The organism is Pseudoalteromonas sp. AWH4_217, assembly GCF_056161105.1.
Window position 1 is genome coordinate 1 of the sequence record NZ_JBSWYM010000005.1, and the last position, 25614, is coordinate 25614.

21 protein-coding genes are annotated in these 25614 nt (G+C 48.0%); 12 read left to right on the forward strand and 9 right to left on the reverse strand.

The window, feature by feature from the left end; all coding sequences use genetic code 11:
* The 7 genes from ACXAH1_RS06880 to purF form a co-directional block, all read left to right on the forward strand.
* On the forward strand, positions 1–1379 hold a 1379-nt coding region (locus tag ACXAH1_RS06880; RefSeq protein ID WP_475195139.1), incomplete at its 5' end, for a FimV/HubP family polar landmark protein.
* Positions 1380–1472: 93 nt separating this feature from the next.
* Positions 1473–2270, forward strand: coding sequence for a tRNA pseudouridine(38-40) synthase TruA (gene truA, locus ACXAH1_RS06885; RefSeq protein WP_054016522.1), 798 nt, complete (start codon positions 1473–1475; stop codon positions 2268–2270).
* A 166-nt stretch (positions 2271–2436) separates the two neighbouring features.
* Complete coding sequence (gene accD, locus ACXAH1_RS06890; protein ID WP_475195143.1) at positions 2437–3312, forward strand: acetyl-CoA carboxylase, carboxyltransferase subunit beta; 876 nt, start codon at positions 2437–2439, stop codon at positions 3310–3312.
* Positions 3313–3334: 22 nt separating this feature from the next.
* Positions 3335–4597, forward strand: coding sequence for a bifunctional tetrahydrofolate synthase/dihydrofolate synthase (gene folC / locus ACXAH1_RS06895; protein ID WP_475195147.1), 1263 nt, complete (start codon positions 3335–3337; stop codon positions 4595–4597).
* A gap of 12 nt (positions 4598–4609) precedes the next feature.
* On the forward strand, positions 4610–5302 hold the full coding sequence (locus ACXAH1_RS06900; protein WP_475195148.1) for an SPOR domain-containing protein: 693 nt from the start codon (positions 4610–4612) through the stop codon (positions 5300–5302).
* A 61-nt stretch (positions 5303–5363) separates the two neighbouring features.
* Complete coding sequence (locus tag ACXAH1_RS06905; protein WP_253043584.1) at positions 5364–5858, forward strand: CvpA family protein; 495 nt, start codon at positions 5364–5366, stop codon at positions 5856–5858.
* An 18-nt stretch (positions 5859–5876) separates the two neighbouring features.
* The gene (gene purF, locus ACXAH1_RS06910; RefSeq protein ID WP_253043589.1) at positions 5877–7403 is read left to right on the forward strand and encodes an amidophosphoribosyltransferase; all 1527 of its coding nucleotides are present in this window, start codon (positions 5877–5879) and stop codon (positions 7401–7403) included.
* A 120-nt stretch (positions 7404–7523) separates the two neighbouring features.
* Here the strand turns inward: purF and ACXAH1_RS06915 are convergent, their stop codons facing one another.
* Complete coding sequence (locus ACXAH1_RS06915) at positions 7524–8123, reverse strand: Yip1 family protein (RefSeq protein ID WP_054016528.1); 600 nt, start codon at positions 8121–8123, stop codon at positions 7524–7526.
* A 343-nt stretch (positions 8124–8466) separates the two neighbouring features.
* On the opposite strand from ACXAH1_RS06915, the gene miaE reads away from it, so the two are divergent.
* Positions 8467–9258, forward strand: coding sequence for a tRNA isopentenyl-2-thiomethyl-A-37 hydroxylase MiaE (gene miaE, locus ACXAH1_RS06920; RefSeq protein ID WP_475195154.1), 792 nt, complete (start codon positions 8467–8469; stop codon positions 9256–9258).
* A 10-nt stretch (positions 9259–9268) separates the two neighbouring features.
* On the opposite strand, the gene ACXAH1_RS06925 is transcribed toward miaE, so the two are convergent.
* Together ACXAH1_RS06925 and ACXAH1_RS06930 are read right to left on the reverse strand one after the other, a co-directional pair.
* Entirely contained in the window at positions 9269–9991 is a 723-nt protein-coding gene (locus ACXAH1_RS06925; RefSeq protein WP_475195157.1) for a UDP-2,3-diacylglucosamine diphosphatase, read from the reverse strand.
* A 98-nt stretch (positions 9992–10089) separates the two neighbouring features.
* Positions 10090–10584, reverse strand: a complete 495-nt coding sequence (locus tag ACXAH1_RS06930; protein ID WP_054016531.1) for a peptidylprolyl isomerase — start codon at positions 10582–10584, stop codon at positions 10090–10092.
* 206 nt (positions 10585–10790) lie between these two features.
* Between ACXAH1_RS06930 and cysS the strand changes: the two genes are divergently transcribed.
* The 3 genes from cysS to ACXAH1_RS06945 all read left to right on the forward strand — a co-directional run bounded on the left by cysS (position 10791) and on the right by ACXAH1_RS06945 (position 14529).
* A complete protein-coding gene (gene cysS, locus ACXAH1_RS06935; RefSeq protein WP_475195159.1) occupies positions 10791–12170 on the forward strand; it encodes a cysteine--tRNA ligase in 1380 nt (459 codons plus the stop codon).
* A gap of 1130 nt (positions 12171–13300) precedes the next feature.
* Positions 13301–13735: a flagellar protein FlhE gene (locus ACXAH1_RS06940; protein WP_138546849.1), complete on the forward strand. Its 435-nt coding sequence runs from the start codon at positions 13301–13303 to the stop codon at positions 13733–13735.
* A 20-nt stretch (positions 13736–13755) separates the two neighbouring features.
* A complete protein-coding gene (locus tag ACXAH1_RS06945) occupies positions 13756–14529 on the forward strand; it encodes a hypothetical protein (protein WP_475195162.1) in 774 nt (257 codons plus the stop codon).
* A 391-nt stretch (positions 14530–14920) separates the two neighbouring features.
* On the opposite strand, the gene ACXAH1_RS06950 is transcribed toward ACXAH1_RS06945, so the two are convergent.
* From ACXAH1_RS06950 to ACXAH1_RS06975, 6 genes are all read right to left on the reverse strand, one after another.
* Complete coding sequence (locus ACXAH1_RS06950; RefSeq protein WP_475195165.1) at positions 14921–17314, reverse strand: hypothetical protein; 2394 nt, start codon at positions 17312–17314, stop codon at positions 14921–14923.
* 251 nt (positions 17315–17565) lie between these two features.
* On the reverse strand, positions 17566–17973 hold the full coding sequence (locus ACXAH1_RS06955) for a hypothetical protein (RefSeq protein WP_475195167.1): 408 nt from the start codon (positions 17971–17973) through the stop codon (positions 17566–17568).
* 50 nt (positions 17974–18023) lie between these two features.
* The gene (locus ACXAH1_RS06960; RefSeq protein WP_475195169.1) at positions 18024–19907 is read right to left on the reverse strand and encodes a hypothetical protein; all 1884 of its coding nucleotides are present in this window, start codon (positions 19905–19907) and stop codon (positions 18024–18026) included.
* Between the two features lie 391 nt (positions 19908–20298).
* A complete protein-coding gene (gene speB, locus ACXAH1_RS06965; protein WP_125716149.1) occupies positions 20299–21219 on the reverse strand; it encodes an agmatinase in 921 nt (306 codons plus the stop codon).
* Entirely contained in the window at positions 21220–23133 is a 1914-nt protein-coding gene (speA, locus tag ACXAH1_RS06970; RefSeq protein WP_475195172.1) for a biosynthetic arginine decarboxylase, read from the reverse strand.
* Between the two features lie 160 nt (positions 23134–23293).
* Positions 23294–24616 (reverse strand): PI-PLC domain-containing protein, encoded by a 1323-nt coding sequence (locus ACXAH1_RS06975; protein ID WP_475195174.1) that lies wholly within the window; start codon positions 24614–24616, stop codon positions 23294–23296.
* A gap of 127 nt (positions 24617–24743) precedes the next feature.
* On the opposite strand from ACXAH1_RS06975, the gene ACXAH1_RS06980 reads away from it, so the two are divergent.
* On the forward strand, positions 24744–25610 hold the full coding sequence (locus tag ACXAH1_RS06980; protein ID WP_475195177.1) for a M61 family metallopeptidase: 867 nt from the start codon (positions 24744–24746) through the stop codon (positions 25608–25610).
* Positions 25611–25614: the final 4 nt, after the last annotated feature.

The following is a 25614-nucleotide window of genomic DNA, read 5'->3' on the forward strand; positions in this document are numbered from 1 at the left end:
CCGAAGTCGAAGAGCCAGCAGCGGAACAAGCTCAAGAAGAAGCGACGGTAAGCGATGAAGCTCAGGCCGACGAAGACTTCCCTGAGTTTGATGAAGAAGATGCGCTAGCTGCGATGGACGCCGAGCCCGAAGTCGAAGAGCCAGCAGCGGAACAAGCTCAAGAAGAAGCGACGGTAAGCGATGAAGCTCAGGCCGACGAAGACTTCCCTGAGTTTGACGAAGAAGACGCGTTGAGTGCGATGGACGCAGAGCCCGAAGTCGAAGAGCCAGCAGCGGAACAAGCTCAAGAAGAAGCGACGGTAAGCGATGAAGCGCAGGCCGACGAAGACTTCCAAGAGTTTGACGAAGAAGACGCGTTGAGTGCGATGGACGCAGAGCCCGAAGTCGAAGAGCCAGCAGCGGAGCAAGCTGAAGAAGCAGCAGTAAGCGATGAAACGCTGGTCGACGAAGACTTCCCTGAGTTTGACGAAGAAAACGCGTTGAGTACGATGGACGCAGAGCCTGAGGTCGAAGAGCCCGCAGCGGAACAAGCCCCAGAGGAAGCGACAGTAAGCGATGAAGCGCAGGCCGACGAAGACTTCCCGGAATTTGACGAAGCAGATGCGCTTGCCGCAATGGACTCAGAGCCGGATGGCGAAATAGAGCTGGAAGATGATTTATCTGATCTCATGTTGTCTGATGAAGACCTTGTCGGGCTTGACGATAACAGTCCTCAGGCAGAGGAAGACTTGTCTGAACCTGAACTTGCATTAGAACCGGACGCATTTTTAGATGAATTAACGGACCTGGCGGAAGACGATGATGATGTGCCGGAACCAGAGATAAACATAGATGAAGCTGCCATTGAAGATGAGTTTCTGGCAGAGCTGAACGAAACAGATTTCAGTGCTTTGCTCGATGATTCTGCTGAGCCGGATACGTCGGAAGTTAACTTGTCTGAAGACACCGAGCTAGACTTTGACGCGCTGTTAAGCGAGGAACTGGCACAGGACCTCGAAATTGAAGATATTGACGAGCCCGCTGGAGAAAGTCTGTCTGGGGGCGAAGCAAGTGCCGATGACGTAGCAGCGGGTGAAGGGGATTTCCTTGAGATAGACGATCTTCTCTCACAAAGTGAAGATGAGCCGACCCAGGAAGAACCCTATCAGTCTCCAGATATGGATGTTGGGTTAGGCGATTTTGAAGAACTACTGGCCGGTGAAAATGCCACGGATGTCGATCTGGAAGAAGACGGATACGCCGCCAAACTGGATCTGGTTCGTGCATATATTGAAATTGGAGACTTTGACTCGGCAGAAAATGCCGTTGAAGAAATCCTGAGTAATGGTCCTGAGTCGGTACAGTCAGAAGCACAGGCACTCAAACAGCAGATCAAATAGACCATAGACGCCAACGAGACAATGATGTTGGTATTATTGGCGGTGATCGCATAAAATGCGCGGCTAAGTTCGAAATGAGAGTTTGAGTAGTTTATGCGTGTAGCTTTGGGTATTGAATACAATGGTGGCAATTACAGTGGCTGGCAACGTCAGTGTAATGTAAATAGTGTTCAGGAGGAGCTGGAAACAGCCCTGTCTAGCATCTGTAACCATAAGGTCGATGTGGTCTGTGCCGGGCGCACTGATGCGGGTGTGCATGCCACGGGCCAGGTGATCCATTTTGATACCCATTCTGATCGGGACATGAAAGCATTTACACTCGGCGTCAACTCTCAGCTGCCTGACGATATTGCTGTGCGCTACGCGACGCCGGTCCATGACGAGTTTAGTGCACGTTTTAGTGCAACGGCCAGACGTTATCGTTATGTGATTTATAACAGCGTCAATCGCCCGGGCATTTTACGCAGTGGGGTAACCCATTACTATCATCCGCTGGATGCTGAGCTTATGCAGGCAGCGTGCCCGGTGATGATTGGTGAGCACGACTTTTCTTCTTTTCGTGCTGTACATTGCCAGTCAAATTCTCCTTGTCGTAACATTCATCACTTGCAGGTTGACCGGTTTGGTGATTACATTGTCATTGATGTTAAAGCCAATGCATTTTTACACCATATGGTACGTAATATCACCGGGTGCCTGATGGACATTGGGGTGGGTAAATACCCACCAGAGTGGATGGCTGAGTTGCTGAGTATTAAAGACCGCACACAAGCCAGCGCTACCGCGAAGCCGAATGGTTTATATCTGGTAGATGTCGATTATCCTGAGCGCTGGCAGATCCCCACAACGCCAGCTGGTCCTCTGTTTCTACCTGAGGTAACGATTCGTTAATCACGCTGAGCGATGACTAAAGCAAACCTGAGCGCGAGCGTCTTAATCGTAAGAGACAACTAAGACCAGTTTTTTATATCACTGATGTCTTAATCATGTTTTAATTGAGAAAATCTGTCTGCTTTTTGCAGATCGCGACACAGAATGAGCACTAAGAGAGTTGCAAATGAGTTGGTTAGAAAAAATCTTACCTAAAACGGCTAAATCAACGGGTAAAAAAGAGATCCCGGAAGGCGTTTGGGCAAAATGTACGGACTGTGATTCAATCCTGTACAAAGCGGAATTGGAAAAGTCACTGCACGTCTGCCCTAAGTGTGATCATCACATGCGGATCAGCGCACGTAAGCGTCTGGAAAGCTTTTTAGACGAGGGTGGCCGCGTTGAGTTAGGTACTCAGCACGAACCAAAGGATGTACTCAAGTTCAAAGATTCCAAAAAGTACTCTGACCGCATCACTGCTGCGCAAAAAGTCAGTGGCGAGAAAGATGCGCTGGTAGCCATGAAAGGCTCCCTAAAAGGGATCCCGGTTGCCGCGGTGGCGTTTGAGTTCTCTTTTATGGGTGGTTCAATGGCCTCTGTGGTGGGTGCACGCTTTGTCGATGCCGTGAATGAGTGTCTTGAGCACAATATGCCGCTGGTGTGTTTCTCAGCGTCAGGTGGTGCACGGATGCAAGAGGCTTTAATGTCTTTGATGCAGATGGCTAAAACCAGTGCGGCTCTGGCTAAAATGAGCGAGCGTGGTTTGCCGTTTATCTCTGTGATGACTGACCCGACAATGGGTGGTGTATCAGCATCACTTGCTATGTTGGGTGACATTAATGTGGCTGAGCCTAAAGCTCTGATTGGCTTTGCAGGGCCACGTGTTATCGAACAAACGGTACGTGAAACTTTACCAGAAGGCTTCCAGCGTAGTGAATTCCTGCTGGAACACGGTGCCATTGATATGATCATTGACCGTCGTGAAATGCGTGACTCGTTGGCACGTATCCTGGCTAAGTTCATGAACTTGCCTTCTACCGAACAAGAGCATAGAGTAGCGTAAAATTTTCTAAATTGAGCGCACTATGTCAAAGACTACACCAAGCCAATCATCTTCTTTGAGTGATTGGCTTTGTTATTTAGAGCAGTTACACCCCGCCAACATCTCGATGGGCCTGGAGCGCGTTGCTAAGGCTGCGAACAATATCGACTTGCTTGATAGCCCCGGTAAAATCATTCTGATTGGTGGCACTAATGGTAAAGGCACCACAGCGCGTTGTTTGGAAGCCATGTTGCTGGCACAGGGTTACAGCGTCGGTACTTATGCTTCTCCGCATCTTATCCACTACAACGAACGTGTTCGCATCAATGGTAAAACCTTGCCCGATCAGTCTCATGTCGACGCTTTTTATGCCTTAGATCAGGGGCGCGGCGACGTTGAATTGACGTTTTTTGAGTATGGCACTTTGGGTGCCTTGTGGTTATTCAAACAGCATGCGGTAGATTATGTGTTACTAGAAGTGGGTCTGGGTGGCCGCTTTGATGCAACCAATATTGTAACGCCTTATGCAAGCGTGATCACCACTATCGACCTTGATCATAAAGAGTTTCTGGGTGATACCCGTGAGTTGGTAGGCTATGATAAAGCGGGAATTTTCCGCACAGACACACCTGCTATCGTAGGCGACCTGGATATTCCACATACCGTGACCGAGTATGGTGAGGAAATTAAGGCAGAATTGATCCTGTCAAAACGCGATTTCCACTTTACTCCTTTGCCTGACGGATTGCGCTGGCAATATGGTGAGCACGACCTGACATTGGCACAGCCTGCCATCCCTGCGCAAAACGTGGCAACAGCGTTAACGCTCCTTGCCAGACTGAACTTATTACCTGATGTCGAGCAGATAAAGCAAATTCTGTCCGGGTTACAAGTGGAAGGCCGGTTTATGCAGCTCAGTCAACAGCCTTTAATTTACACCGATGTGGCACATAACCCTGAATCAGCGCGTTACCTTAGAACGCAATTATTGCGTTTGAAAAATCAGGGCTTTAAAATTCATGCCTTAGTCGCTATGCTTGCTGATAAGGATAAAGCGAGCGTGATTGATGCCCTGTCAGATGTGGTTGAGAAGTGGAGCTGTGCGTCTTTGGAAGGTCCCCGTGGCGAAAGAGCAGAGCAGCTGCTGACAATGTTGCCTGCACCGCACAGTGAGCACAGTCAGGTATTCCCGAGTGTCGACTCGGCCCTGCAAAGTCTGCTTCCTCAGCAACACCAGGACACAGCACTGATTATATTCGGCTCGTTTGTGACCGTGGCCGCGGCCATGCAGTACTGGCAAAAGTAGAGAGCAATAGTTGTGAACTCAGGATTTATTAACCGACTGGTCGGCACCAGCATCGTAGTGATAGCGGCGGTGGTGTTTATACCTAATATTTTGGATGGCGAAAAAGTCCACTATAAGGAAGGGTTTAAGCCTATCCCTGAGCGTCCTGAGTTCTCGACCATTGAGCTAAAAACGCGCATAGATGAACGCGCATCACTGGCAACAGAGCCAATGGAAGAGGTGGTAGAAGACATCAGTGCCGATGACGACCAACTCAGTTCTGCGCTAATATCTAACGAGCTGCAGGACGACACACAAGGCGAGCAACAAGCGGAGTCGCCTGTGGTCGAGGTTGCGGACAATAAGGGGGAAGGTAAGCCTGAATCAACTCAGCCATCCACAGAGCTGCCTGCTAAGCCCAGCACTGCGCCTGAGGTGAAAAGTGAGCCGTTGGCACGTCCCGAGTCTTCCAACTTTACGCAGATGGCCTATGTCATTCAGCTTGGTAGTTTCTCACATAAATCAAATGTTGAAGCACTGACTAAAAAACTCACCAAGAATGGCTTTAAGACGTTTACCCGGCCGGTGAAAACACCCAATGGTACCCTGACCAAAGTATTTGTCGGACCAGATTTAAATAAAGCTAAACTGGAAGCTAAGCTCCCAGAATTAAAGAAATTAACTAAGTTAAACGGCCGCCTTACTCAATTTACCGTGGTAAAATGATCTGGTAATTGATGGGCGTGTCTTATAGAATGCGCCCCAAATTAACGACTTATTGGTTTATATGATCTGGGTTGATTACGCCATCTTTGCAATTGTCGGTATCTCGACACTGTTTGGCCTGATGAGAGGTTTTGTGAAAGAAACCATGTCACTCGTGGTTTGGATCGGCGCCTTTTTCATATCTAGTTTATTCTACCAATACCTTGCAACCTTCCTGACCTTCATTTCAGAACCCCTTTTAAGAAATGCCGCCGCAATCGCCATACTTTTTATTGCGACACTTGTGTTAGGTGGGTTTGTCAATTATATCTTAGGTGAACTCGTACAGCGTACGGGCTTGTCTGGTACCGATCGCCTGGTTGGCATAGTGTTCGGTGCGATGCGGGGCGTGCTGGTCGTTAGCGCCGCGTTGTTTTTTCTGGATGCCTTCACCAAAGCCCCCGATACATCGTGGTGGCAGGCATCCCAAGTAATCCCTGAATTTGGCTTTGTAATAGAATGGTTTTTTTCCTATCTAGAACATAACTCAAGCTTTTTGAATTCAGCAAACCGTTAATCGGCGAGGAAATTTTTAATGTGTGGTATCGTTGGGATAGTCGGAACATCTCCTGTAAATCAGGCGATTTATGACGGCTTAACTGTTTTGCAACACCGTGGCCAAGATGCAGCCGGCATCATTACCATTGACAACAATACGTTCAGCTTACGCAAGGCCAATGGCCTGGTCAAAGACGTGTTTCACACCCGTCACATGAAGCGTCTGCAGGGTAACATTGGCATCGGCCATGTGCGTTATCCGACAGCCGGTTCTTCCAGCTCAGCGGAAGCACAGCCTTTTTATGTGAATTCACCGTTTGGTATCGCCATGGCGCACAACGGTAATTTAACCAATGCGGAAGAGCTGAAAGAGCGTTTGTTCACTAAGGCACGCCGTCACGTCAACACGACGTCTGACTCAGAAGTGCTGCTGAATATTCTGGCGTATGAGCTAGGACGTAGCGACAAAATGAAGCTGGAACCTGCTGATATGTTTAACGCTATCAGCGAAGTGAACCAGCAAGTGTCGGGTGGGTACGCCACCATTGCTATGATCATCGGCCATGGTATTCTGGCGTTTCGTGACCCGCACGGTATTCGTCCTTTGGTATTCGGTAAGCGTGAAACTGAACGTGGCGTTGAATACATGTTTGCGTCTGAGAGCGTGGCATTGTCTATCGACGGGTTTGAATTTGTTCGAGATGTGGCACCAGGCGAAGCCATCTATGTGACTGAAGACGGTCAGTTCCATTCGCAGATCTGTGCCAACAAAACCATGCACGCGCCGTGTATTTTTGAGTTTGTATACTTTGCTCGTCCGGATTCGAACATCGACAATATGTCGGTCTATGCCACCCGTGTCAATATGGGTACTAAGCTGGGTGAGAAGATCAAACGCGAATGGGCCGACAAAGACATTGACGTAGTTATCCCAATTCCGGAGACATCTTGCGATATCGCGCTCGAAATCGCATCGGTGCTAGAGCTTCCTTATCGTCAGGGTTTTGTTAAAAACCGCTATATCGGCCGTACTTTCATCATGCCTGGTCAGGAACAGCGTAAAAAGTCGGTACGTCGTAAGCTAAATGCCATCGACCGAGAGTTTGCCGGCAAAAATGTACTACTGGTTGACGATTCAATCGTTCGCGGTACGACATCGGCGCAAATTGTTGAAATGGCGCGTGATGCGGGTGCAAAGAATGTCTACTTCGCTTCGGCTGCACCGGAAGTGCGCTTCCCGAATGTGTACGGTATCGATATGCCATCGGCTGCAGAGCTGATTGCTCACGGCCGTGATGTAGAAGACATCAATGCCAGCATCGGCTCAGACGGCCTGATCTATCAGTCAATCTCTGATCTGAAAGACGCGGTGGCACTGGAAAACCCAGAGATCACTCGCTTTGAAACCTCCGTTTTTGATGGTCAGTACATTACTGGTGATGTAAACCAGGATTACCTGAATCGTATTGATGCACTGCGTAATGACTCGGCAAAATCGACACGTGAAAAAGCCATGTCGGCAAGCCTTGAGCTGCACAATCAGGAAACGGGTGAAGGCGAGTAAATTAGCCTAACATGTTTAAAAAAAGGGCCGCGATTGCGGCCCTTTTTGTTAGATTTCTATAGGATAAAAGCAAAGGAAGCGAGCTGACCTACGCACCATTAAGGGGCATAAGCCCGCTCCCTAGGTAAATGTAGGACTGATTATCCCATTCGTCCACAATATCGCTGTTGCAGCCAAAATAATTACCAATAATACCAAACCACAAGTGACCACTGAGCTGGCATAGATAAAGCCACGCTCCTCAGGTATGTGCATCAGAATAGGAACGCCGGTGTAAAGCAGGTAGACCGAGTAGGCAAGGGCAGCGAGCCCCACCGAGACCACAAACCACAATTCCGGATAGAAAGCAGCAAAGGCCGACATAAAGACCGGTGTGGCGGTATAGGCAGAGAGCTCCAGCGTTTGTGTATAAGTGGGTTTAGCACCGAATGTCACCGCCATCCAGTGAGCCAGATAAGACAGGGCAAACACGCCGATGATCAGCGCAAAGTACATGGCAATGCCTATCAGCATGGCACTGTTATGGGTGAGAAACACATCGTCGCCAGTGCCGATTTTCCAGCCCAGATACACAGAGGAATAGTAGCCCATTAAACTGGGGATCAGGGCAATCAAGGCAATGTGAGATAAACTGTACGTAGCGCTTTCGTGGCGATTGTCTATGGTTTGCCACTCTTCGATTGGGTGGGCATATAAGCCCCACAGATGATTTAAAATCATAACGAGCCCCTCAAAAAAGATTGTTGTCTGACGCGTTCAGATTACCCGGCGATCACGGGTGCAGTCCTTGTCTTATATAACAGCTCAGTAACATCACAGTGCGATGAGGCTAAGCTGCGTAATCACCATAAAAACGGGGCCACTGGCGACGCCTGTAAGTATGAAATTTATACAACATCATTTAAGTTATGAAAGATTGGTTAATTTTTGTCAAGAAACAATTCTGAAATCCCAGCGTCTTTGATCTGGCACAAACTTGTGGTAAACGGCGGGCGTTCATAGTGCCACTTGGCACGCTTGTGGTAGAATAGGGATAATTTTTTTGCGAATGATTATCTGAGACATGTTAGAGAAGTATGCCGAACTGTTGGCACCTATTTATCAGTTTCTGGGTTGTGAAACTCCCGACAGCTGGATCGATGAAGCGAAAAAGCCGGAGCATCTGCAAGCCCTGTTGGTCGACCATATGCACTGTGAGCTCAAAGCGGCCCAGAGCGCGGCATTTTTAATCCGTAAATATGCGGTAGACAATGCCTCAGCCAAAACTCTGCTTAGCTGGATCAAGCCCTATGAAGACTTTGTCTATCGTAAAATTGGCGATGGTCAGTTTAGCGCCAGCAAGAATGAACTCATCGGTAGCCTAACCGCTAAGCCCGAGTACGCCTATAACCAGGATATACTGGATAAAATGGTGCGATTGATCAAAGAAGAGTTACACCACTTCGAGCAGGTGCTGGATATCATTAACGAGAAAGGGTTACGGGTTCAGAGCCTCAATGCCTCTCGTTATGCCTCTGGCATGATCAAGCATGTGCGTACGTTTGAGCCAGCCGCGTTGATTGATAAGTTGATTATAGGTGCCTTTATCGAGGCCCGCTCCTGTGAGCGCTTTGCGAAACTTGCCCCTTACCTGGAGCCGGACATTGGGCGCTTTTATGTCTCGCTGTTGCGCTCGGAAGCACGTCATTATCAGGACTATCTGGAGCTGGCACAGCAGGTGGCCGATGCGACTGATCCGCAGCGATTTGATATCGCAGCACGTGTCGCCGAGTTCAAAGCCATTGAAAATGATCTGATCTTAACGCCAGACAGCGACTTTAAATTTCATAGTGGTGCGCCGCTACAGGCTGCATGAACTGACAGGGTTAGTCTGAAAAAGGATGCTGAGTGAGGGTCAGGCCTTGCTCAGTGGCCACCAAATAAGAGCTCTGACTATACCAGTCGCCCAACACGGTACGTGTTTTGTCATTGTAGTGGTGGACATTTGGCCGATGTGTATGGCCATGGATCATATTGCTGACCTGATGGCGGTCGAACATTGCCAGTACGGCTTCTTCGGTTACATCTAAGATTTCAGGGGCTTTGCCCATCTGACTTTGTTTGCTCTTTTCTCTTGCATTGCGCGCCACCCGGCGTCGATACCACAGCGGCATAGACAACATCAGCCTTGGCCACCACCAGCCGCGGCTTTTCTTACGAAACTTCTGATAGATCTCGTCCTGGGTACACATTTCATCGCCGTGTAAAATCACGGTGGGAGTGCCATAAAGATCGATCACCGCTTGCTCTGGCAACAAAGTCATACCGCACAGTTCGGCGTAGCGCTGACCAACCAGGAAATCTCGATTGCCATGAATAAAGAACAGTTTAATACCACGCTCGGAGATCGCACGCAGTTTAGTGGCTATCTCAAGTGCCAGTGGATTACCTTCATCGTCCCCAATCCAGACCTCGAAAAAGTCGCCTAGGATATACAAGGCATCCACATCATCTTGCATATGCTGCTCAAGAAAACGATAAAAAGCGGCGGTGATATCAGGGCGATGTTCGGTTAAATGCAGATCAGAAATAAAGTAGCTTTTGCGCATGGAGACAACTTCAGATTAGAGCGAGGGAAAGGGACAGAGGCATGCACAGCTCATACAAGCGTTGAATGTACACACCTCACAATCAATAAAGCGGTCGCTTATTCGGCAACAAACGCTTTTTCGATCACAACGTCTTCCAGCGGAACGTCCTGATGGAAGCCAGCAGATCCCGTTGCAACACCTTTGATCTTGTTAACGATGTCCATGCCTTCGGCCACTTCACCGAATACACAGTAACCCCAGCCTTGTGCGGTTTCACTGCTGAAGTTCAAAAAGTCGTTATCGTTCACATTGATAAAGAATTGTGCAGTGGCAGAGTGAGGATCTGGCGTGCGTGCCATCGCCAGCGTGCCTGTTTTATTGGCAACGCCATTGTTGGCTTCGTTTTTAACCGGCGCACCCACTTCTTTTTGGTCCATGCCCGGCTCAAAGCCGCCGCCCTGAACCATAAAGCCGTCGATAACACGGTGGAAGATAGTGCCGTTATAAAAACCAGATTCAACGTACTTTAAAAAGTTCTCAACCGTTGCCGGCGCTTTGTCAGCAAACAGGTTAATTTTGATGTCGCCAAAGTTTGTTTGTAAAACAACCATAACAGGTCCTTGATTTACATATTTCATATTAGGAGCCTATTTTATAGCACAAATTCATAACTACAAAGTCCCTCAGAGGGTGAGCGGCTAAATTGTCAACTAACTGTTACTTTTTCATTCTATTTGGACGGGATTTTCTATAGAGCCAAAGCGGTGCAAGTGATATGATTGCTGAGAATTTGGATAAATTTTAGGAATAAAGCTACATGTTGCAGATCTACAACACACTAACACGTCAAAAGACTGAGTTTAAACCGCTTGTGGAAGGCAAAGTAGACATGTACGTGTGTGGTATCACTATTTATGACTTCTGCCATGTAGGCCACGCCCGTACATATGTCTCTTTCGACGTGATGAACCGTTACCTGCGCCACTTAGGCTATCAGGTTACTTATGTACGTAATATTACGGACGTGGACGACAAAATTATCAAGCGTGCTGCTGAGAACAACGAAGAGATCGATGCGCTGACAGTACGTATGACCAAGGCCATGCACGAGGACTTCGAGGCACTGAACATTCTGCCTGCGGACATTGAGCCGACTGTAACCGGTCATATGGACGAAATCATAGTGATGATTGAACGTCTGATCGAAAAAGGCCATGCCTATGTAGCAAAAAATGGCGATGTATTATTTGATGTGTCGACCTTTGAAGCATATGGTCAGCTGTCTCAGCAGGACCTGGATATGCTTCAGGCGGGCGCGCGCGTTGAAGTGGCTGAAGGCAAAGATGATCCGTTGGATTTTGTGCTGTGGAAAAAAGCCAAAGCCGGCGAGCCCAGCTGGACATCACCCTGGGGTGAAGGTCGTCCGGGCTGGCATATTGAATGTAGCGCGATGAGCTCTAAGCACCTGGGCGAGTTCTTTGATATTCACGGTGGTGGGTCGGATTTGCAGTTCCCGCATCATGAAAACGAGATTGCGCAGTCATGCTGCGCCAACAATGGTCGTTACGTCAATACCTGGATCCACACCGGTATGGTACAGGTCAATAAAGAGAAGATGTCTAAATCATTGGGCAACTTCTTTACCGTACGTGAAGTACTCAAAGCGTATGACCGTGAAACCGTGCGTTATTTCCTTATCAACGGCCATTATCGTAGTCAGCTAAACTACTCACAGGAGAACCTGGAGCAGGCTCGTTCGTCATTAGAGCGTATTTACACGGCTCTGCGTGGTGTTGAACTGGTTGAGACAGAACTGGCGGGCAATCCGTTCGTTACACGTTTTGAAGCGGCTATGAACGATGATTTCAATACCCCTGAAGCACTGCCTGTGATTTTTGAACTGGCCAAAGAAGTCAACCTGCTGAAAGACTCAGATGCCAAAGCGGCGGGCGAACATGCCTTTATTCTGGTGAAGCTGGCAGAAGTGCTGGGTATTGCTCAGCAAGATCCGGAAGCCTTTTTACATGGTGACCAGGACGAAGACGAAGTGGCAAAAATCGAAGCCCTGATCGAGCAGCGTAAAACTGCCCGTGAGAATAAAGACTGGGCCGCAGCCGACGCTGCCCGCGACGCCTTAACAGCCATGGGCGTGGTGCTGGAAGACAGCGCCGGTAAAACCACCTGGCGTAAAGCTTAACGCTATTCGCGCTTCACAGCGCGGTCAAAAAAGGCATATGCATTTTGCATGTGCCTTTTTGTTTTTATCAGCCTTATATCCACTAAGCCGGGTTCTGCGCACTTAAAAAGCGCCTAGCAAAGACAAACCGGATACTTTGTAAAACAAGTTAAAATGAACTCATTAAAAATTTCAGATGCCAGGACCGAAGGGGGCAGAAGGCTTCGGGCCTTATTTCATATAATAAATGTCGGTGTCATAAGTTATGTATTTACAATTTTGACTCATAAAATTTCGATAGCACTTGGTGTTGATCCAAATATACCAGGCAGAGAATATCCAGGAGAGCTTATACTTGCTGTTTTAGGATGTGCCTTTGTCTTATTCATCTCGCTTTACGCGTTATCCTTTAAAATTCTGCTTTGGATTTTTAAGCGCTTAAGGATATAGGCTGCTCGCTTGCAAGGTCGCCCTTTAGGCAAGGTGAGGAAGCTTATGGTGTTGGGCTGCAATCGTTGTCACCGCAGCGGATATGCTGAGTAAAGATCATTCAGAGTGCCAATAATGAACTCATTAAAAATTTCAGATGCCAGAACCGAAGGGGGCAGAAGGCTTCGGGCCTTATTTCATATAATAAATGTCGGTGTCGTCACCTATGTCTTTATAATTTTGAGTAGTAAAATTGCGATAGTATTTGGGGTTGATCCTAATGGACCAATAAAAGAGTACTCCGGTGATGTGACGTTGGCGGTGTTTGGGTGTGCCTTTGTCTTATTCATCTCGCTTTACGCGTTATCCTTTAAAATTCTGCTTTGGATTTTTAAGCGCTTAAGGATATAGGCTGCCTGTGTGCCTGTGTGCCTGTGTGCCTGTGTGCCTGTGTGCCTGTGTGCCTGTGTGCCTGTGTGCCTGTGTGCCTGTGTGCCTGTGTGCCTGTTACGGTGACTTTGCTTGGTATTATTGTGTCTGCTCAATATGGTTGTCTCAGGTATTGTCCTTTGGTAATTAAGTCACATCATTTTCGTGCCTTTTTATTGATATTCCTGTTATAACTCATAATAAAGGCTTGAACTTAAATATTAAAATACTCATAATCACCCCCAGCTTATTTGCTTTAAAGCACCTATTAAGTATCCAAGGAGGATCAATTTATGAAAAAAGCTATCTTACCACTTTGCCTGGCTGCGGCTGCTGTTTCAGGCTCCACTTTCGCTGCTACCGGTCAGTCTGTTATTGAACGGGGTGGTTACACTATCTACTTTAGTACAGGGTATGCGAGCATGGGGTACAGAGACCTAAAAATCCCCAGAAGTGGAACCAAAATTACCAAAGTTTCCTGGAATTATCATGACTATACAAATGGCTATGATAATCAGAAAGTTGAGCTATGTTACCGACGCCAGTACTCGAACTATGATTTTAAATGCATGGATATTTCTAGCAGTAACAGCGGGTCAGTTGATTACTTCGATGGTTTAGAAGCCAGAGGCGAGTTAGTACTGACCTATACTCTGGAAGGCGGCAGCTACCATGCTTATTGGGATTATGATGTAAAGAATACAATCACCATCGACTACACTTATTAATCACACAACGGAGGTCAAGGATGCTGAATATCAACCCGTCGAAACCAGACTCACCCGCAACGGCACTCCCGGCAACGGGCAAATCGGCGCAGGCAAAAGTGCCAGATGCACACCCTTCAGGATCTGCTGTTAACCAGGCCTCCACTTCAACACTCAGTACCGATGCCCATGATATTCAGGGCTTAATGTCTTTCACAGTGCAGAGCCTTCAAGAGGCGGTACCACCTAAATATATTGCTTATGAGCAAAGGCTTGATATTGTGCGTCAGTCACTCAACAGTGCTATGACGCAGCAGTATCCGGAATTAGTGGTCAATGAAAAAACTCTGGAAGAAATGACTTTAGATGTTGCAGCATCTCTCAAAATTAACCCTCTCCCTGAGGGCAATGTCAACGCAGCGTTTGGTGATATCATGTCGTTTCTCGACGAGCGGGATAAGCAAGAGCTGGGCAATGCCTATATGAGTATGGATGTCACTCCCCAGTCATTAAAAGAGCTAAATTCATTGGCATTTGACCTTGCGCACCAGAGACAAGTGCAAGCCAAACAACGCAACGGCACAATATACGCTGTATACGATCCAATAAAAGCGCAGCAAAACGAAGCCTCCGAAGCTGGCGATTCACAACAGATATCAAATGAGTCAGATAAGCCGATCACCGATCCGGTGGTTAGTGAAAGAGATCAGAGGTTGGCGCAGTTACATGACTCACTAGGCAGGCTTGATAATCAGTTTATTAATAACCTGCTGGCACAGCTGCTGGACGATTCCCATTTATACGACAAAGCATGAGATTTACCTAAAACCATAAGTTAACGTCTAATGATACAGTGCTTTTGTGGCTGTTTTAGCATGGAAAAAGGGATTGCTCGTTCAAAGCCAAAAAACCAGGAACGAGCCGTATCGATTAGCACTATCTTGGGGTATAAGTTGATAAAGCTTTTAAAGTCATGGCGATGGAAGAGATAGTCGCTACCTGCCATGATTAGTGTATCGTCCGGCTGTGTGACTTCTTTAGTAAAAAATTTGAAAAAATGTCAGATTGATGACAAACCAATCAATAAGGTGTTGTTTTGGGTGGTTTGTTTTGGCTGGTGTGGCTGTTTTAGGTAGTTAAAGCGCAAAAAAACGAGGCTTTGCTCGCTGGTACAGACTGCCAGTTGATACTGGCAGTCTGCGTATATTACTGAATAATCAGGGTGCCGACAGGCGAGGCATCTGATTGATTGCCAGCCAGGTCGACGGCGATAACCTGATAGCTGACTTCACCTTTGGGCGGCCAGGGGTCCTCAAAGCGTGCCTCATTACTCAGGGTATAGGGCTGGCCGTTGCGGATAATCTTGTAAAAGCGAATGCCTTGATTATCCGCGCTTGGTTGCCATTGTAATGTTGCGCCATAAGCGCCATCCGACTGCACACTGAACTGAGCGGGTGTCGTAGGTGGCTCGCTGTCACCGGCTTTGGTATTCAGGCTTGCCTCTGCCACCAGTGTGCCCGTGTCGCTGTGTACAGCACGAACCTGGTAGTGGTAGGCCTGATTAAGCGGGAGCCAGTGATCTTCGTAGCTGTTGGCGGTGGTATGCCAGATCAGTTGCGTATCGCGATAGACCTGAAACTTCACCGGTATCTCGGGAACATCAATGAATTGCCAGCTCAGACCAACGCCATTGCTGCCAAACAAGGCTGAAGAGCTCAGGTTCAACATCGCGGCCTGAGGTGAGCCCTCACCTGCGGGGACGCTCTGTGTATTACCACTTTGTATGCTTTGCTCGCACCCAGTCCACCAGCAGGGCGTCTGCTCGATAAAGTTCAGCACGGCATCGTATTTATGCGCCTGCTCACGGGTCTGAGTCTGATATTCCTTAAGCGGAAATGCACCCCAGCTGTCCCAGCGCCCTATGCTTTCAAACACCACGTATAGCCCGGCACCAGACGCTTGCCAATCGTTCAGGTGGTTGGTAAAGGCGGTAGCCATGCGCGGATCGCGATTGGCGCTCAGGAATAATGCCTCGCTTATGGTATCGCGGCCATCGCGAATATCCCCGGCATAGGTGAGATGCTGGCCACCCTCATAGGCAGCCAGCATCAGGCCATCCTGCTGGGCCAGTGCCAGGTTGCCCTGAATATTGTCTCTGGCTTGTGCCAGCGCGCCATGCTCAGGTGCCTGCCACCAGGGTGGTTCATCGGGGTTATAGGTCAGGCCATACAGTACGCCCGAGTCCATTTCCTCAAACAGCTTGTTGAGACCTTCGGCCCCTTCACTGGCCCAGCCCTGTAAAATGGGCAGGTATTTTTGGTCGGCAAAGTAACCGGCAAAGTAGCTGCCCACCGCCAGTACATCCATATTGTCGGCACAGCGCTGGCCCACGCCCGCTGCGTGAATCGGGCAGTTCAGTGCCTGCTCGCTGATCCAGGGCACGCCGGTCTGGCCGCCCATCACGCATTGTATGCGCTGTGCTTCCTCGGCAAACTCAGTTTTAATGATGTCGCACATCTGCGTGCTGCGCAGCCCGTAGTAGTTCATGCGATATTCAATATCGTGGTAACTGGTGTTGGGCCACAGGGCTTTGCCTTGCTCTTCGAGATACAAGCCATCGAAAATATATGGCCAGGCGTTGTTCCACAACTCGTTTCCAAACTCCACATAAATTGCAGAATCCCCCTGGCTTTGCGTTTTCAGCAGCCGCGCAAACTGGCGGATATAGTCATCATCTATCCGAACCGGGAGTGTGTACCAGGGCTCGGCACCCAGCTTGTTACTCATGGCAATGGCTACTTCATAGGGACTGCCACCATTGAGGGCCCAGCTGGCGTAATCGTACTGATTTCTCTGCGTCCAGTGCTGAACCGGGTTGTCTATGGTGCTCAGCAGCTGCATAAAGCGCAAAGTACGGAACTGGCGCATGTCATCCAAAAAGAGTGGATGGAATATCCGTTCCTGATAGCTGTGCTCGAACGAGACAAACTGCTCAGGGCTGGCACAGTCCGCCGCGCTGGCGGCGTAATCAGTAGCTGCGTCACTGCAACTGCCGCCCGGGGCTATGATACGGATATTGCGCAGATGGTTGCCGGTATTGTTTGGGTCGGTGGCATGGATCTGCAAATGGAAGAAACTGTTTGCAGTCATGCGCACCACGTCGCGTCCGGGCGCTGAGCTGATAAGTTCCGGGCCCGAGTAATAGAGCTCGCCTTCACCCTCGTACAAGATCACAAACTCGCCGACCGGATGGTGCGGGTTATCGTGATAGATAATGGTGGTGACATAGTGAAATGGCGAGTCGGGTGAGTCCGCAGGTAAAGACCGCGGCCAGCCTTGCTCGTCCAAGTCCAGTAATGCCTGATCGCCGGTGTTAAATTCCCAGGTGTGAGCATTACTGGTTGCCCACAGCTGGCCACTGCCGTTAGAGGCATGCTTCATCACATCCAGCGTGGTCCACTGACTTGACCAGTAATTAATACCAGTGAGATTAATCCCCACGCCTGAGTTGGCGTTATCGCTGCTTGCTGCCAGCAGAGGAAGTGATAAACCGAGCGCCATCGCCCCGGCAGTGAGAGTTGCGTAAATAGGTGTTTTCATAAGCTTGACCATTCCAATTGACCAAAGAGACGTCATCCATTTTTTCGCAGTGATGTGCGTTTGTTTATTCAGTTTGTTGCTGGGTAAGACACATCATTCTGCTTCCTTGCTAAGGGCTATTCCCTGAAAGAACTCGCCAAAAGCACCGAAATAAGGTAGCAGTGATAGGAAAAAAAGAGGATACGAAAAAGGCATGGTTCGGTTGTTTTTTTGCACGGATTTTTGTGTTAAAAGCAACAAAATACCGCGCTTCAGGGGTGAGTATTTTCACCCCAAAGCCTGATTGTGCCCAACAAGTAAAAGGCCCCATATACGCAACATATCAGTGAACTGACCAGCCAGAAGGTAATGGAATTTTGCTGTATCATTGGCGAGGTGGTCACAAAGGGCGCAAACAACCCCGCGACGCCACGCAGCAGGTAAACACTGGTGATAAGTACCAGAACGGTTTTTAGAAACGGGAGTTTAATAATAGCGCCTGCACCGGAGAAAGCATATACGCCCCACAGTGCAAGCACGACAGCGATAAATGCAGTGACCAGCGTAGGGAAAAGATCACCCGCAGCGGCCAGGTCCGCCATCGCCTGGCCGGCACCCATCGCGAGATACCAATCCGGACCACCCCAAATACATACTAAATGCAGCAGCGATGCCAGCATACTTAAACAGCCTGCGATGATGAAAAAGATATTTATAATTAATTTAATATTTACGCTTTTAACTTTTTCTCGATATAATCAGATGCTTTGCTTCCAACTTTTATGGAAATCTCTTTACAGAGAGCCATAACTTTAAACCCAAAAAGTAAGTTAAATATAGTTATTATAGTCAATGTGATAAAAATCACGCTGTTAAGTGTGAGAAGTTCATTAAAAACAATTGACTTAGGAGACGTTTCTAACAGGCCAAAAGCAAGTAGAGACGTCCAGATTAAAAGTAGTGAATAATATGCTGTCTTCTTTGTTATTTCACCAATTTTATTTGAGAAGCTGACAATTCTTTTTATTTGGCAATCATTTTTTTCTTTTTCATCATGTAATTCTTTTGTTATGTCATTTATGTAATGTTGTTTTGCTGTGTTAAGTACGTCTTCTACAGTACCTTGAACTATTTCATTTTCCCCCAGTGTTAAATACATGAGCCGATTTCTTGCTTCTAGGCTATGAATTAATACAGCAAAATCCTCTTCTTTTATGCTTCCTTTTTCCTTCAATCTTTCAGCTTCTGCAACATACTTTTCCCATAATTTTTCTGAGGGCCTAGTAGCTGCATAACACGTAGCAACTAGTCTATCTTTTGGCATGTCAGGAGCCTTTTTAACAGTTTTTAGCCATATCAAGGTAGTGAAGACTTGATCTGCCATACAAATTGATGCATTTGACGCTCCGTATTCCTTGTTAAAAAAAGACGTAGATGCTCTAGATATAGCTGCATTTGTCGTTATGAAAATTGCAATACATGACTCTAAATAGTCTTGCTTTTTACCGCATCTAAGGCGAAAAATTGATGCAAGGCAATCAATGTCATGATTTCTAGATTCTTCAGACTGATTAGGTATTTCTTTTTGAATTTCTTCTGCTAGCTTTTTTTCATCAATAGAGTGCTTTTCATTATGAGGTGGTTTATCTTCAACAAAAACGCCTATATCGTTTAGGTTTCTCTCTAACTTTGCAAGTTCTAACTCTACATCTGAAGTCGACCAATTTAATCGGTTAAAGTAGTCAAATACATCTCCAGGTCGGCTTGATTTTAATCTTCCATGTTGTCTGAGTCTCGAAGCAGCGGCGTATAGAATTTTATGAATTTCATCATAGGTATGTTTAAAGCAATGCATTTTGACAGACATAGTACTGAGCATTTCAATCAATTCTTTACATGGCGTAACTATTGCAGAATCAGCATATCCAAGTGCCCTAAGAAGAAATTGAGTGTCAAAAAAAACTTGCACTTTCCTCATCTTGTTTTTAATTTCTGATGGATGAGAATAAAAAAATGTTTCAGTCAACATTGCTCCTCTCACAAAAGAGATAATTGATTCAAAAGAGGTTTGATCTGCTTTGTTTACATGTGAAATGAAGTTGCTTACCAAGTATTTTTTCTGTTCACTTACTTCAACTTTAATGTTTTCAATGTTAGAGACGCTAGAAAATAATTGAGGGGATATTTCAAATAAAACATCGAAGAAGTATTCATCTGCTTCTTCTTTCTTTATATCTACATTTAGATTTTCTTTGCAGTATTTTATAAACTTTTCTTTTAGTTGGTTGAATTTTCTTTGCTCAGAATCTCTTTTCTGAACAAAATCATTGTTATCTATTTTCCCTTTGTCTATATTGAATGTTCCCTGGTCACTTGATTTAAGATATTTATGCTTTCTTGCTGCTCTCTTTAGTAAAGTAATAATTGCTCCAGTGGGGATTGTGAAGTCAACTGATTCTTGAAATTTAACTTTAAATTCTTCAATGGAAACTATGTCATCTTTCATTTGACCAAGTGTGTATGCTATTAAAGGTATGTAATTATCTAGAATGTCGCCTTGAGATTCGTCCCAATTAACTTTTACTACTGCCATGTTTACTAAGAATTTATCCATTTTCACTTGCCTTTATTAAATCTAATTTCTTAGTTTTTTAAATTAAGGTCTGTCACTTGATTCTTTGAAAGGTTTGTGATTTTTCCTTTCATAATCTAATGATTTTTATTTTTAATTTATGGTGTGCCTCTGGTTTTAATGTTGGCAAAGAAAATACTAAAATCTTGCTGATTAACTACACATTTAGCAATAGAGGCGAAACTTTTAATACTACAATAAATTTAGCCTATTTCACCAAGGTGGCAAGCCTTCTCAGAAGAATCAATGTTTTTACCGATTTTGAAAAATGAGCTATCAAGATCAAGGTTTCAAAATGTAACACTACAATCTCAATGCTAGATATTTGGGAAACAGGTTAGCAAAACAAAAAAGCGCCCGCAGGCGCTTTAAATTATTTGTGGCGAATGGCCCATAGATGGAGCAATTCGTAGGCGATGGTGGCTGCGGCGATAGACGTCAGCTCGCTCTGATCGTATGAGGGCGAGACTTCCACCACATCCATACCAACGATATTAATGCCTTGTAGTGCACGCAGGATCTTCAGTACTTTGTCGCTGCTCAGGCCACCACATACCGGCGTGCCGGTGCCAGGTGCAAAGGCCGGGTCCAGGCAGTCGATATCAAAGGTCAGATAGACTGGCAGGTCACCGACTCTGGCCTTGATCTGCTCAGCAATGGTCTGGGCATCCATATCATTGGCCTGCATCGCATCGACCACGGCAAAGCCATGATTACTTTGCTCGAACTCAGTACGGATCCCCAGTTGAATGGAGTGCTCCGGACAGATCAGTCCTTCTCTGGGGGCATGAAAAAACATAGTGCCATGGTCATAACGTGAGCCCTGACTGTAGGTATCGGTATGGGCATCGAAATGCACCAAGGCCATTTTGCCATGTATCTTCTGATGCGCCCGTAACAAGGGCAGGGTGACGAAGTGGTCGCCGCCCAGTCCGAGTAAGGCTTTACCCTGATGGAGGATCTGCTCTGCCGCCAATTCCAGCTGCGCGGTAAAGTATTCCGGATCCCCCACCGGATAAGTAAAGTCGCCAGCATCGTGCAGGCTAATTTTGTCCCACAAAGCAAACTGCCATGGATAGCGTTTACCTTCCCAGGCTAAGTGAACCGAGGCACGGCGGATCGCATCCGGCCCCAGACGGGCACCGGGACGACCTGAGGTGGCCAAGTCAAATGGCAACCCCAATACCACGACGTCGGACTCAATATGGGCGATATCTCGCACCATGGGCTGACGCAAAAACGTCATGCCGTTTGAGTATAACGAGTGGTCACAATGGTCGAACAGCTGCTTCACTTAGCACTCCTCCAGATAGGTGTAGCCTTCCAGGCCCGACGCAAGTTCGGTCAGGCACATGGCCCGATCGGCCTCTTCCAGTCGGGTATTCACCTGGGCAATAAAGTTCTCTTTAAATGCTGCTACGTCCAGATGTACGTAACGCATCATATCTGCCACGCTGTCGCCTGCGTCGACGTCGTCCATTTGCAGCTGACCCTGCGCATCCACCCGGGCCACCACACTGTGGGTGTCGCCAAACAGGTTGTGCATGTCGCCCAGGATCTCCTGATATGCACCGACCAGGAAGAAGCCCAGCAAGTAGGGCGAATCTGCCGTGTACTCAGGCACAGGCAGGGTACTTTCAATGCCCTGACCATCGACATAATGATCCACCGCACCGTCTGAGTCGCAGGTGATGTCGAGCAGCACCGCACGCTTTTTCGGCGCCTGTGTCAGGCCGCTCAGCGGCAGCACAGGAAACACCTGATCTATGCCCCAGGCATCGGGCAGTGACTGGAACAACGAGAAGTTCACAAAGAACTTGTCGGCCAGTTTGGTGCCCAGCTCATCGATGATCGGACGATGAAAACGGTTTTTGTTGTCCATTCTTTGCTGCAACTCGTAGCAAATACGCAAATTTACCTGCTCAGCCCAGGCGCGTTGTTCCAGCGACAGCAAGCCCATGGCAAACTGTCCGTGCACTTCCGCCAGGTCGCCCTGTGTGTCGTGATAGAGCTCAATCAGGGCTCTGTCGTCGCTTTGCTCGCTCAGTGCCTGCCACGAACGCCACATGTTACGCAGCAGCTGCGGGGCATCGCTGGCAACCGCAGTAAGCTGCTCTGGCTGGTAGCTTTCAGTGCCTACTACATCGGTGATCAACACCGCATGATGTGCCGTCAGCGCCCGGCCCGATTCCGAAATAATGGTCGGCATAGGTTGATTATATTGCTGACAGGTATCACCTATGGTGTACACCACATTGTTGGCATACTCAGCCAGGCTATAATTCATCGAATTATGCGACTGGCTGCGTGTACCGTCATAGTCCACCGCCAGGCCACCGCCCACGTCCAGGTTGATCAGGTTAGCGCCCAGTCTGCGCAGCTCGCAGTAAAAGCGTGCCGCTTCGCTTACGCCTAAACGTACATCACGAATATTGGCCATTTGCGAGCCCAGGTGAAAATGCACCAGTTGCAATGCGCTCAGCATGTCTGCTTGTTTTAGCTGCTCGATCACAGTTAACACCTGAGAAGCGGATAAACCAAATTTAGACTTTTCACCGCCGCTTGCCTGCCACTTACCTTTGCCCTGCGAAGCCAGACGAACACGCAGGCCCAGCCTTGGCGTGACATTCAGCGCTTTGGCTTCGGCCAGTACCAGATCCAGCTCGGAGCGTTTTTCGAGCACTATATACACCCGATGGCCGAGCTTTTCGCCGATCAGCGCCAGACGAATATATTCGCGGTCTTTGTAACCATTACAGACGATCACGGCGCTGGTTTTTTCGCTCAACGCCAGCACAGTCAATAGCTCGGCTTTGCTGCCTGCTTCAAGGCCCAGTTGCTTTTTCTCTTTACCGTCCTGACTGGCTATTAACCCTTCAACCACTTCGCGTTGCTGGTTCACTTTGATGGGGTAAACCAACAGGTAGTCTTTGGGATACTGGTAGTCAGCAATTGCTGTGTTAAACGCCTGACAGATGTCATTGACGCGCTGCTCAAGGATCTGTGGGAACCTCACTAAAGCCGGTAAGCCATAGCCCTGCGCTTTAATCTGCGCGGCAATGTGTGTCAAAGTAACTGCGTGCCCCGGGTTATCTACTGTCGGCATGGCGGTTACCTCTCCCTGATCATTGATACCAAAGAAGCCCTGGCTCCAGTGGCGCACGTTGTAGCATTCACGTGCCTGCTCAGAAGAGATCAAATCTGTCATTAACGTTCCTTAACGGGTAAAAAATTAATTTAAATGAGTATAGGTTATGGGCCGCATTAAACGAGCAATCGACAGTGGTGTCTAACAAGAAATTTTGCTCTTAACGAGTGAGCTTTTTACTGAATGAAGCAGGGCCTGGTTGAGGCCCCAAAACAGGCTATCAGGACAACACGGTCCAGTTTACAGCCATGGCCATAGCGGCGGCATCGCTGTTACGAAGGTTATCGGTATAGATAATGTTGGGGTAGGCCTGTGGCGTGATTGCCGGATAGAGCAGGTAGGCCAGATTTTGATTGGCTTCATCGGCCAGCGCCTTGATACTGGAGGTTACCCCCAGCGCACAAGTCGTGGCCTGAGTGGCATCTTGAGTCAGCGTCCAGGACAGTAAAAAATAGTCCTCAGGTGCATGTTGTTGCATTTTGTCTAGCTGATTGTCAGCCATGGCTGCAACGGTGTTTTTGTCTGCATAACTGTTGTACACAGGTAAACTGCTGGCCGGGAAGAACCCTTTTCCTGCATGTGCGCCGAGTTCTACATTACTGTCTTCTACAATCAGTAACACGGCGGCACTGCCTGAAATAAGCTGCCTGAGTGTCAGTTGAGTCAGGTCGCTGCTGGCATCTGCCATATAGAGATGAGTCAGACCCGACAGGGCGTCAAACAGGCCATCCCATTCAGTTTGAGTGAATGGGCGATAATGTGTGTTCCCCACATCTGTATTTAATGCATGGGAGAGATTCAGGATCACCAGCTCGTTGTTGTGGGCAACAAACGCATTGATGTCCGAGACAACCGAAGCAATAGACTGACCATTGGCACCTTGCCATGAACCAATCTGGCTAATCTCACTATAGTGTCCGGTGTAGTAGTCACCATCGCTTATTACCGGACGTATATCAAAATAGCGTGCACCCAGATTAAGTTGGCCCTGAAGGTTGGCACTTTGTGTCAGCGTATTGCAGCTATGGGCAAATGCAGTGCCTGAGGTATACACGCTCATACCCGAATCGTGAGAGCCGCTAATGCACAGGTCGCGCAGCTTTTTATCGCCAAGCAAGGTCAGGTTTTGACTCATCCAGTTTGCGCTTTGCAGGTTGGAACCCGTGTAGTCGCCGTAACGCCCGGCAAGAATAAAGCTCACCATGCCGTTGTGCTGCCAACCCAGCCTGAGCGTCGACCCCGCAGGATTGCCACTGGAGATCAGATTGTCGAACACCACCTGAAGCTCAAAGCCCTGCTTCGCCCGGGCCTGAATCTGAAAACACGAGTGATGGCCATCGTTAATGGTATAATAGACTTCTGCTGCGTCATCTTGCTGGTCATGAAAAATACCCTGATCCCACTCTACATAGACCCTGGTACTGGTTTTGGCCGCAATGGTGTCGGGAAACTCCCAGGCATTCATCTGGTAAGCGTGTTGGCCCGTACGAGTCCAGTCTGAATCGGTACTATTGACGAGCGTAATAAATCCACCTTGCCCCATAATTAGTTCCTTACGCTGTTGGTTATGTTGTGAGAAAGTGTAGTGCTTCGCGCTCTGTTGACTATTACAGTGCATTACAACTGGGTCTGATATGTTATGGTGGACTGAGAGATGCTCAGGAGGGGTCATGCGGATATTAATAGGTACTTTACTATTGTGCTCACCCGGGTGGGCCACAGAACTGGTTTATCAGCAGCTTGAGCAACTGAGTGAAAAACGACAAGCCGTTGTCACTAGTTGGCTAACGCAGGGCCTTGAAGCTACCGAAAAGACCTTAGGACCTGTTGCGCAATCCCGGCTGCCCGTCAGGCTTCAAAACGTCTATTTAAGCAGTGAGCCGGTGCCCTGGGGAGCGGTTAACCGCGGGAATGTGGATGGCATCGAACTACATGTCAGTGCATTTGCGACAGAGCAGCAGTTGCTCCGTGATTGGACCTTGTATCACGAGCTGGCGCATTTATATCATCCATTGTTTGATTACCCCGATTTCTGGCTGGCGGAAGGTCTGGCTACTTATTTGCAAAACGTCATTATGCTGCATTCTGGAGTCATTGATGCCGATGAATATGTGCAGCGGATTATGTCTGGACTGGAGCGTGGCCGGCTGGGTACCTGGGATACGCCGGGGCCTCTGGCCAGAGTCAGTGAAGATATGTGGCGGCGCAGGGCACATGCTCGGGTATATTGGAGCGGGGCGGCATTTTTTATTGAAGCAGAGCTGGCTCTGCGACAAAAAGATCCCAGCCTGACACTGGTTGGTCTGCTCAGGCGCTATCAGGCATGTTGCAGAGCGACTGCCCCGGATGGTCAGCCCGACAGCGCAAAAGTGTTTCTCGCTCAATTAGACAGCTTGTCTCGCAGCAGTATTTTCAGCAACCTATATCACAGTTATAAATTGAGAAAGGACTTTCCAAGGTTAAGTAAACAGGCCGTCAGGTTGAGTGGTTTACACATGGTGTCTGCCAAACACAGTGAGTTCACCCGGCAAAAGTAATTGG

Bases quoted from the DNA above. Each gene is read 5' to 3' on its own strand.
- truA (WP_054016522.1), top strand. From the start codon at position 1,473: ATGCGTGTAGCTTTGGGTATTGAATACAATGGTGGCAATTACAGTGGC.
- accD (WP_475195143.1), top strand. From the start codon at position 2,437: ATGAGTTGGTTAGAAAAAATCTTACCTAAAACGGCTAAATCAACGGGT.
- folC (WP_475195147.1), top strand. From the start codon at position 3,335: ATGTCAAAGACTACACCAAGCCAATCATCTTCTTTGAGTGATTGGCTT.
- ACXAH1_RS06905 (WP_253043584.1), top strand. From the start codon at position 5,364: ATGATCTGGGTTGATTACGCCATCTTTGCAATTGTCGGTATCTCGACA.
- purF (WP_253043589.1), top strand. From the start codon at position 5,877: ATGTGTGGTATCGTTGGGATAGTCGGAACATCTCCTGTAAATCAGGCG.
- ACXAH1_RS06915 (WP_054016528.1), bottom strand. From the start codon at position 8,123: ATGATTTTAAATCATCTGTGGGGCTTATATGCCCACCCAATCGAAGAG.
- miaE (WP_475195154.1), top strand. From the start codon at position 8,467: ATGTTAGAGAAGTATGCCGAACTGTTGGCACCTATTTATCAGTTTCTG.
- ACXAH1_RS06925 (WP_475195157.1), bottom strand. From the start codon at position 9,991: ATGCGCAAAAGCTACTTTATTTCTGATCTGCATTTAACCGAACATCGC.
- ACXAH1_RS06930 (WP_054016531.1), bottom strand. From the start codon at position 10,584: ATGGTTGTTTTACAAACAAACTTTGGCGACATCAAAATTAACCTGTTT.
- cysS (WP_475195159.1), top strand. From the start codon at position 10,791: ATGTTGCAGATCTACAACACACTAACACGTCAAAAGACTGAGTTTAAA.
- ACXAH1_RS06940 (WP_138546849.1), top strand. From the start codon at position 13,301: ATGAAAAAAGCTATCTTACCACTTTGCCTGGCTGCGGCTGCTGTTTCA.
- ACXAH1_RS06945 (WP_475195162.1), top strand. From the start codon at position 13,756: ATGCTGAATATCAACCCGTCGAAACCAGACTCACCCGCAACGGCACTC.
- ACXAH1_RS06950 (WP_475195165.1), bottom strand. From the start codon at position 17,314: ATGAAAACACCTATTTACGCAACTCTCACTGCCGGGGCGATGGCGCTC.
- ACXAH1_RS06955 (WP_475195167.1), bottom strand. From the start codon at position 17,973: ATGCTGGCATCGCTGCTGCATTTAGTATGTATTTGGGGTGGTCCGGAT.
- ACXAH1_RS06960 (WP_475195169.1), bottom strand. From the start codon at position 19,907: ATGGATAAATTCTTAGTAAACATGGCAGTAGTAAAAGTTAATTGGGAC.
- speA (WP_475195172.1), bottom strand. From the start codon at position 23,133: ATGACAGATTTGATCTCTTCTGAGCAGGCACGTGAATGCTACAACGTG.
- ACXAH1_RS06975 (WP_475195174.1), bottom strand. From the start codon at position 24,616: ATGGGGCAAGGTGGATTTATTACGCTCGTCAATAGTACCGATTCAGAC.
- ACXAH1_RS06980 (WP_475195177.1), top strand. From the start codon at position 24,744: ATGCGGATATTAATAGGTACTTTACTATTGTGCTCACCCGGGTGGGCC.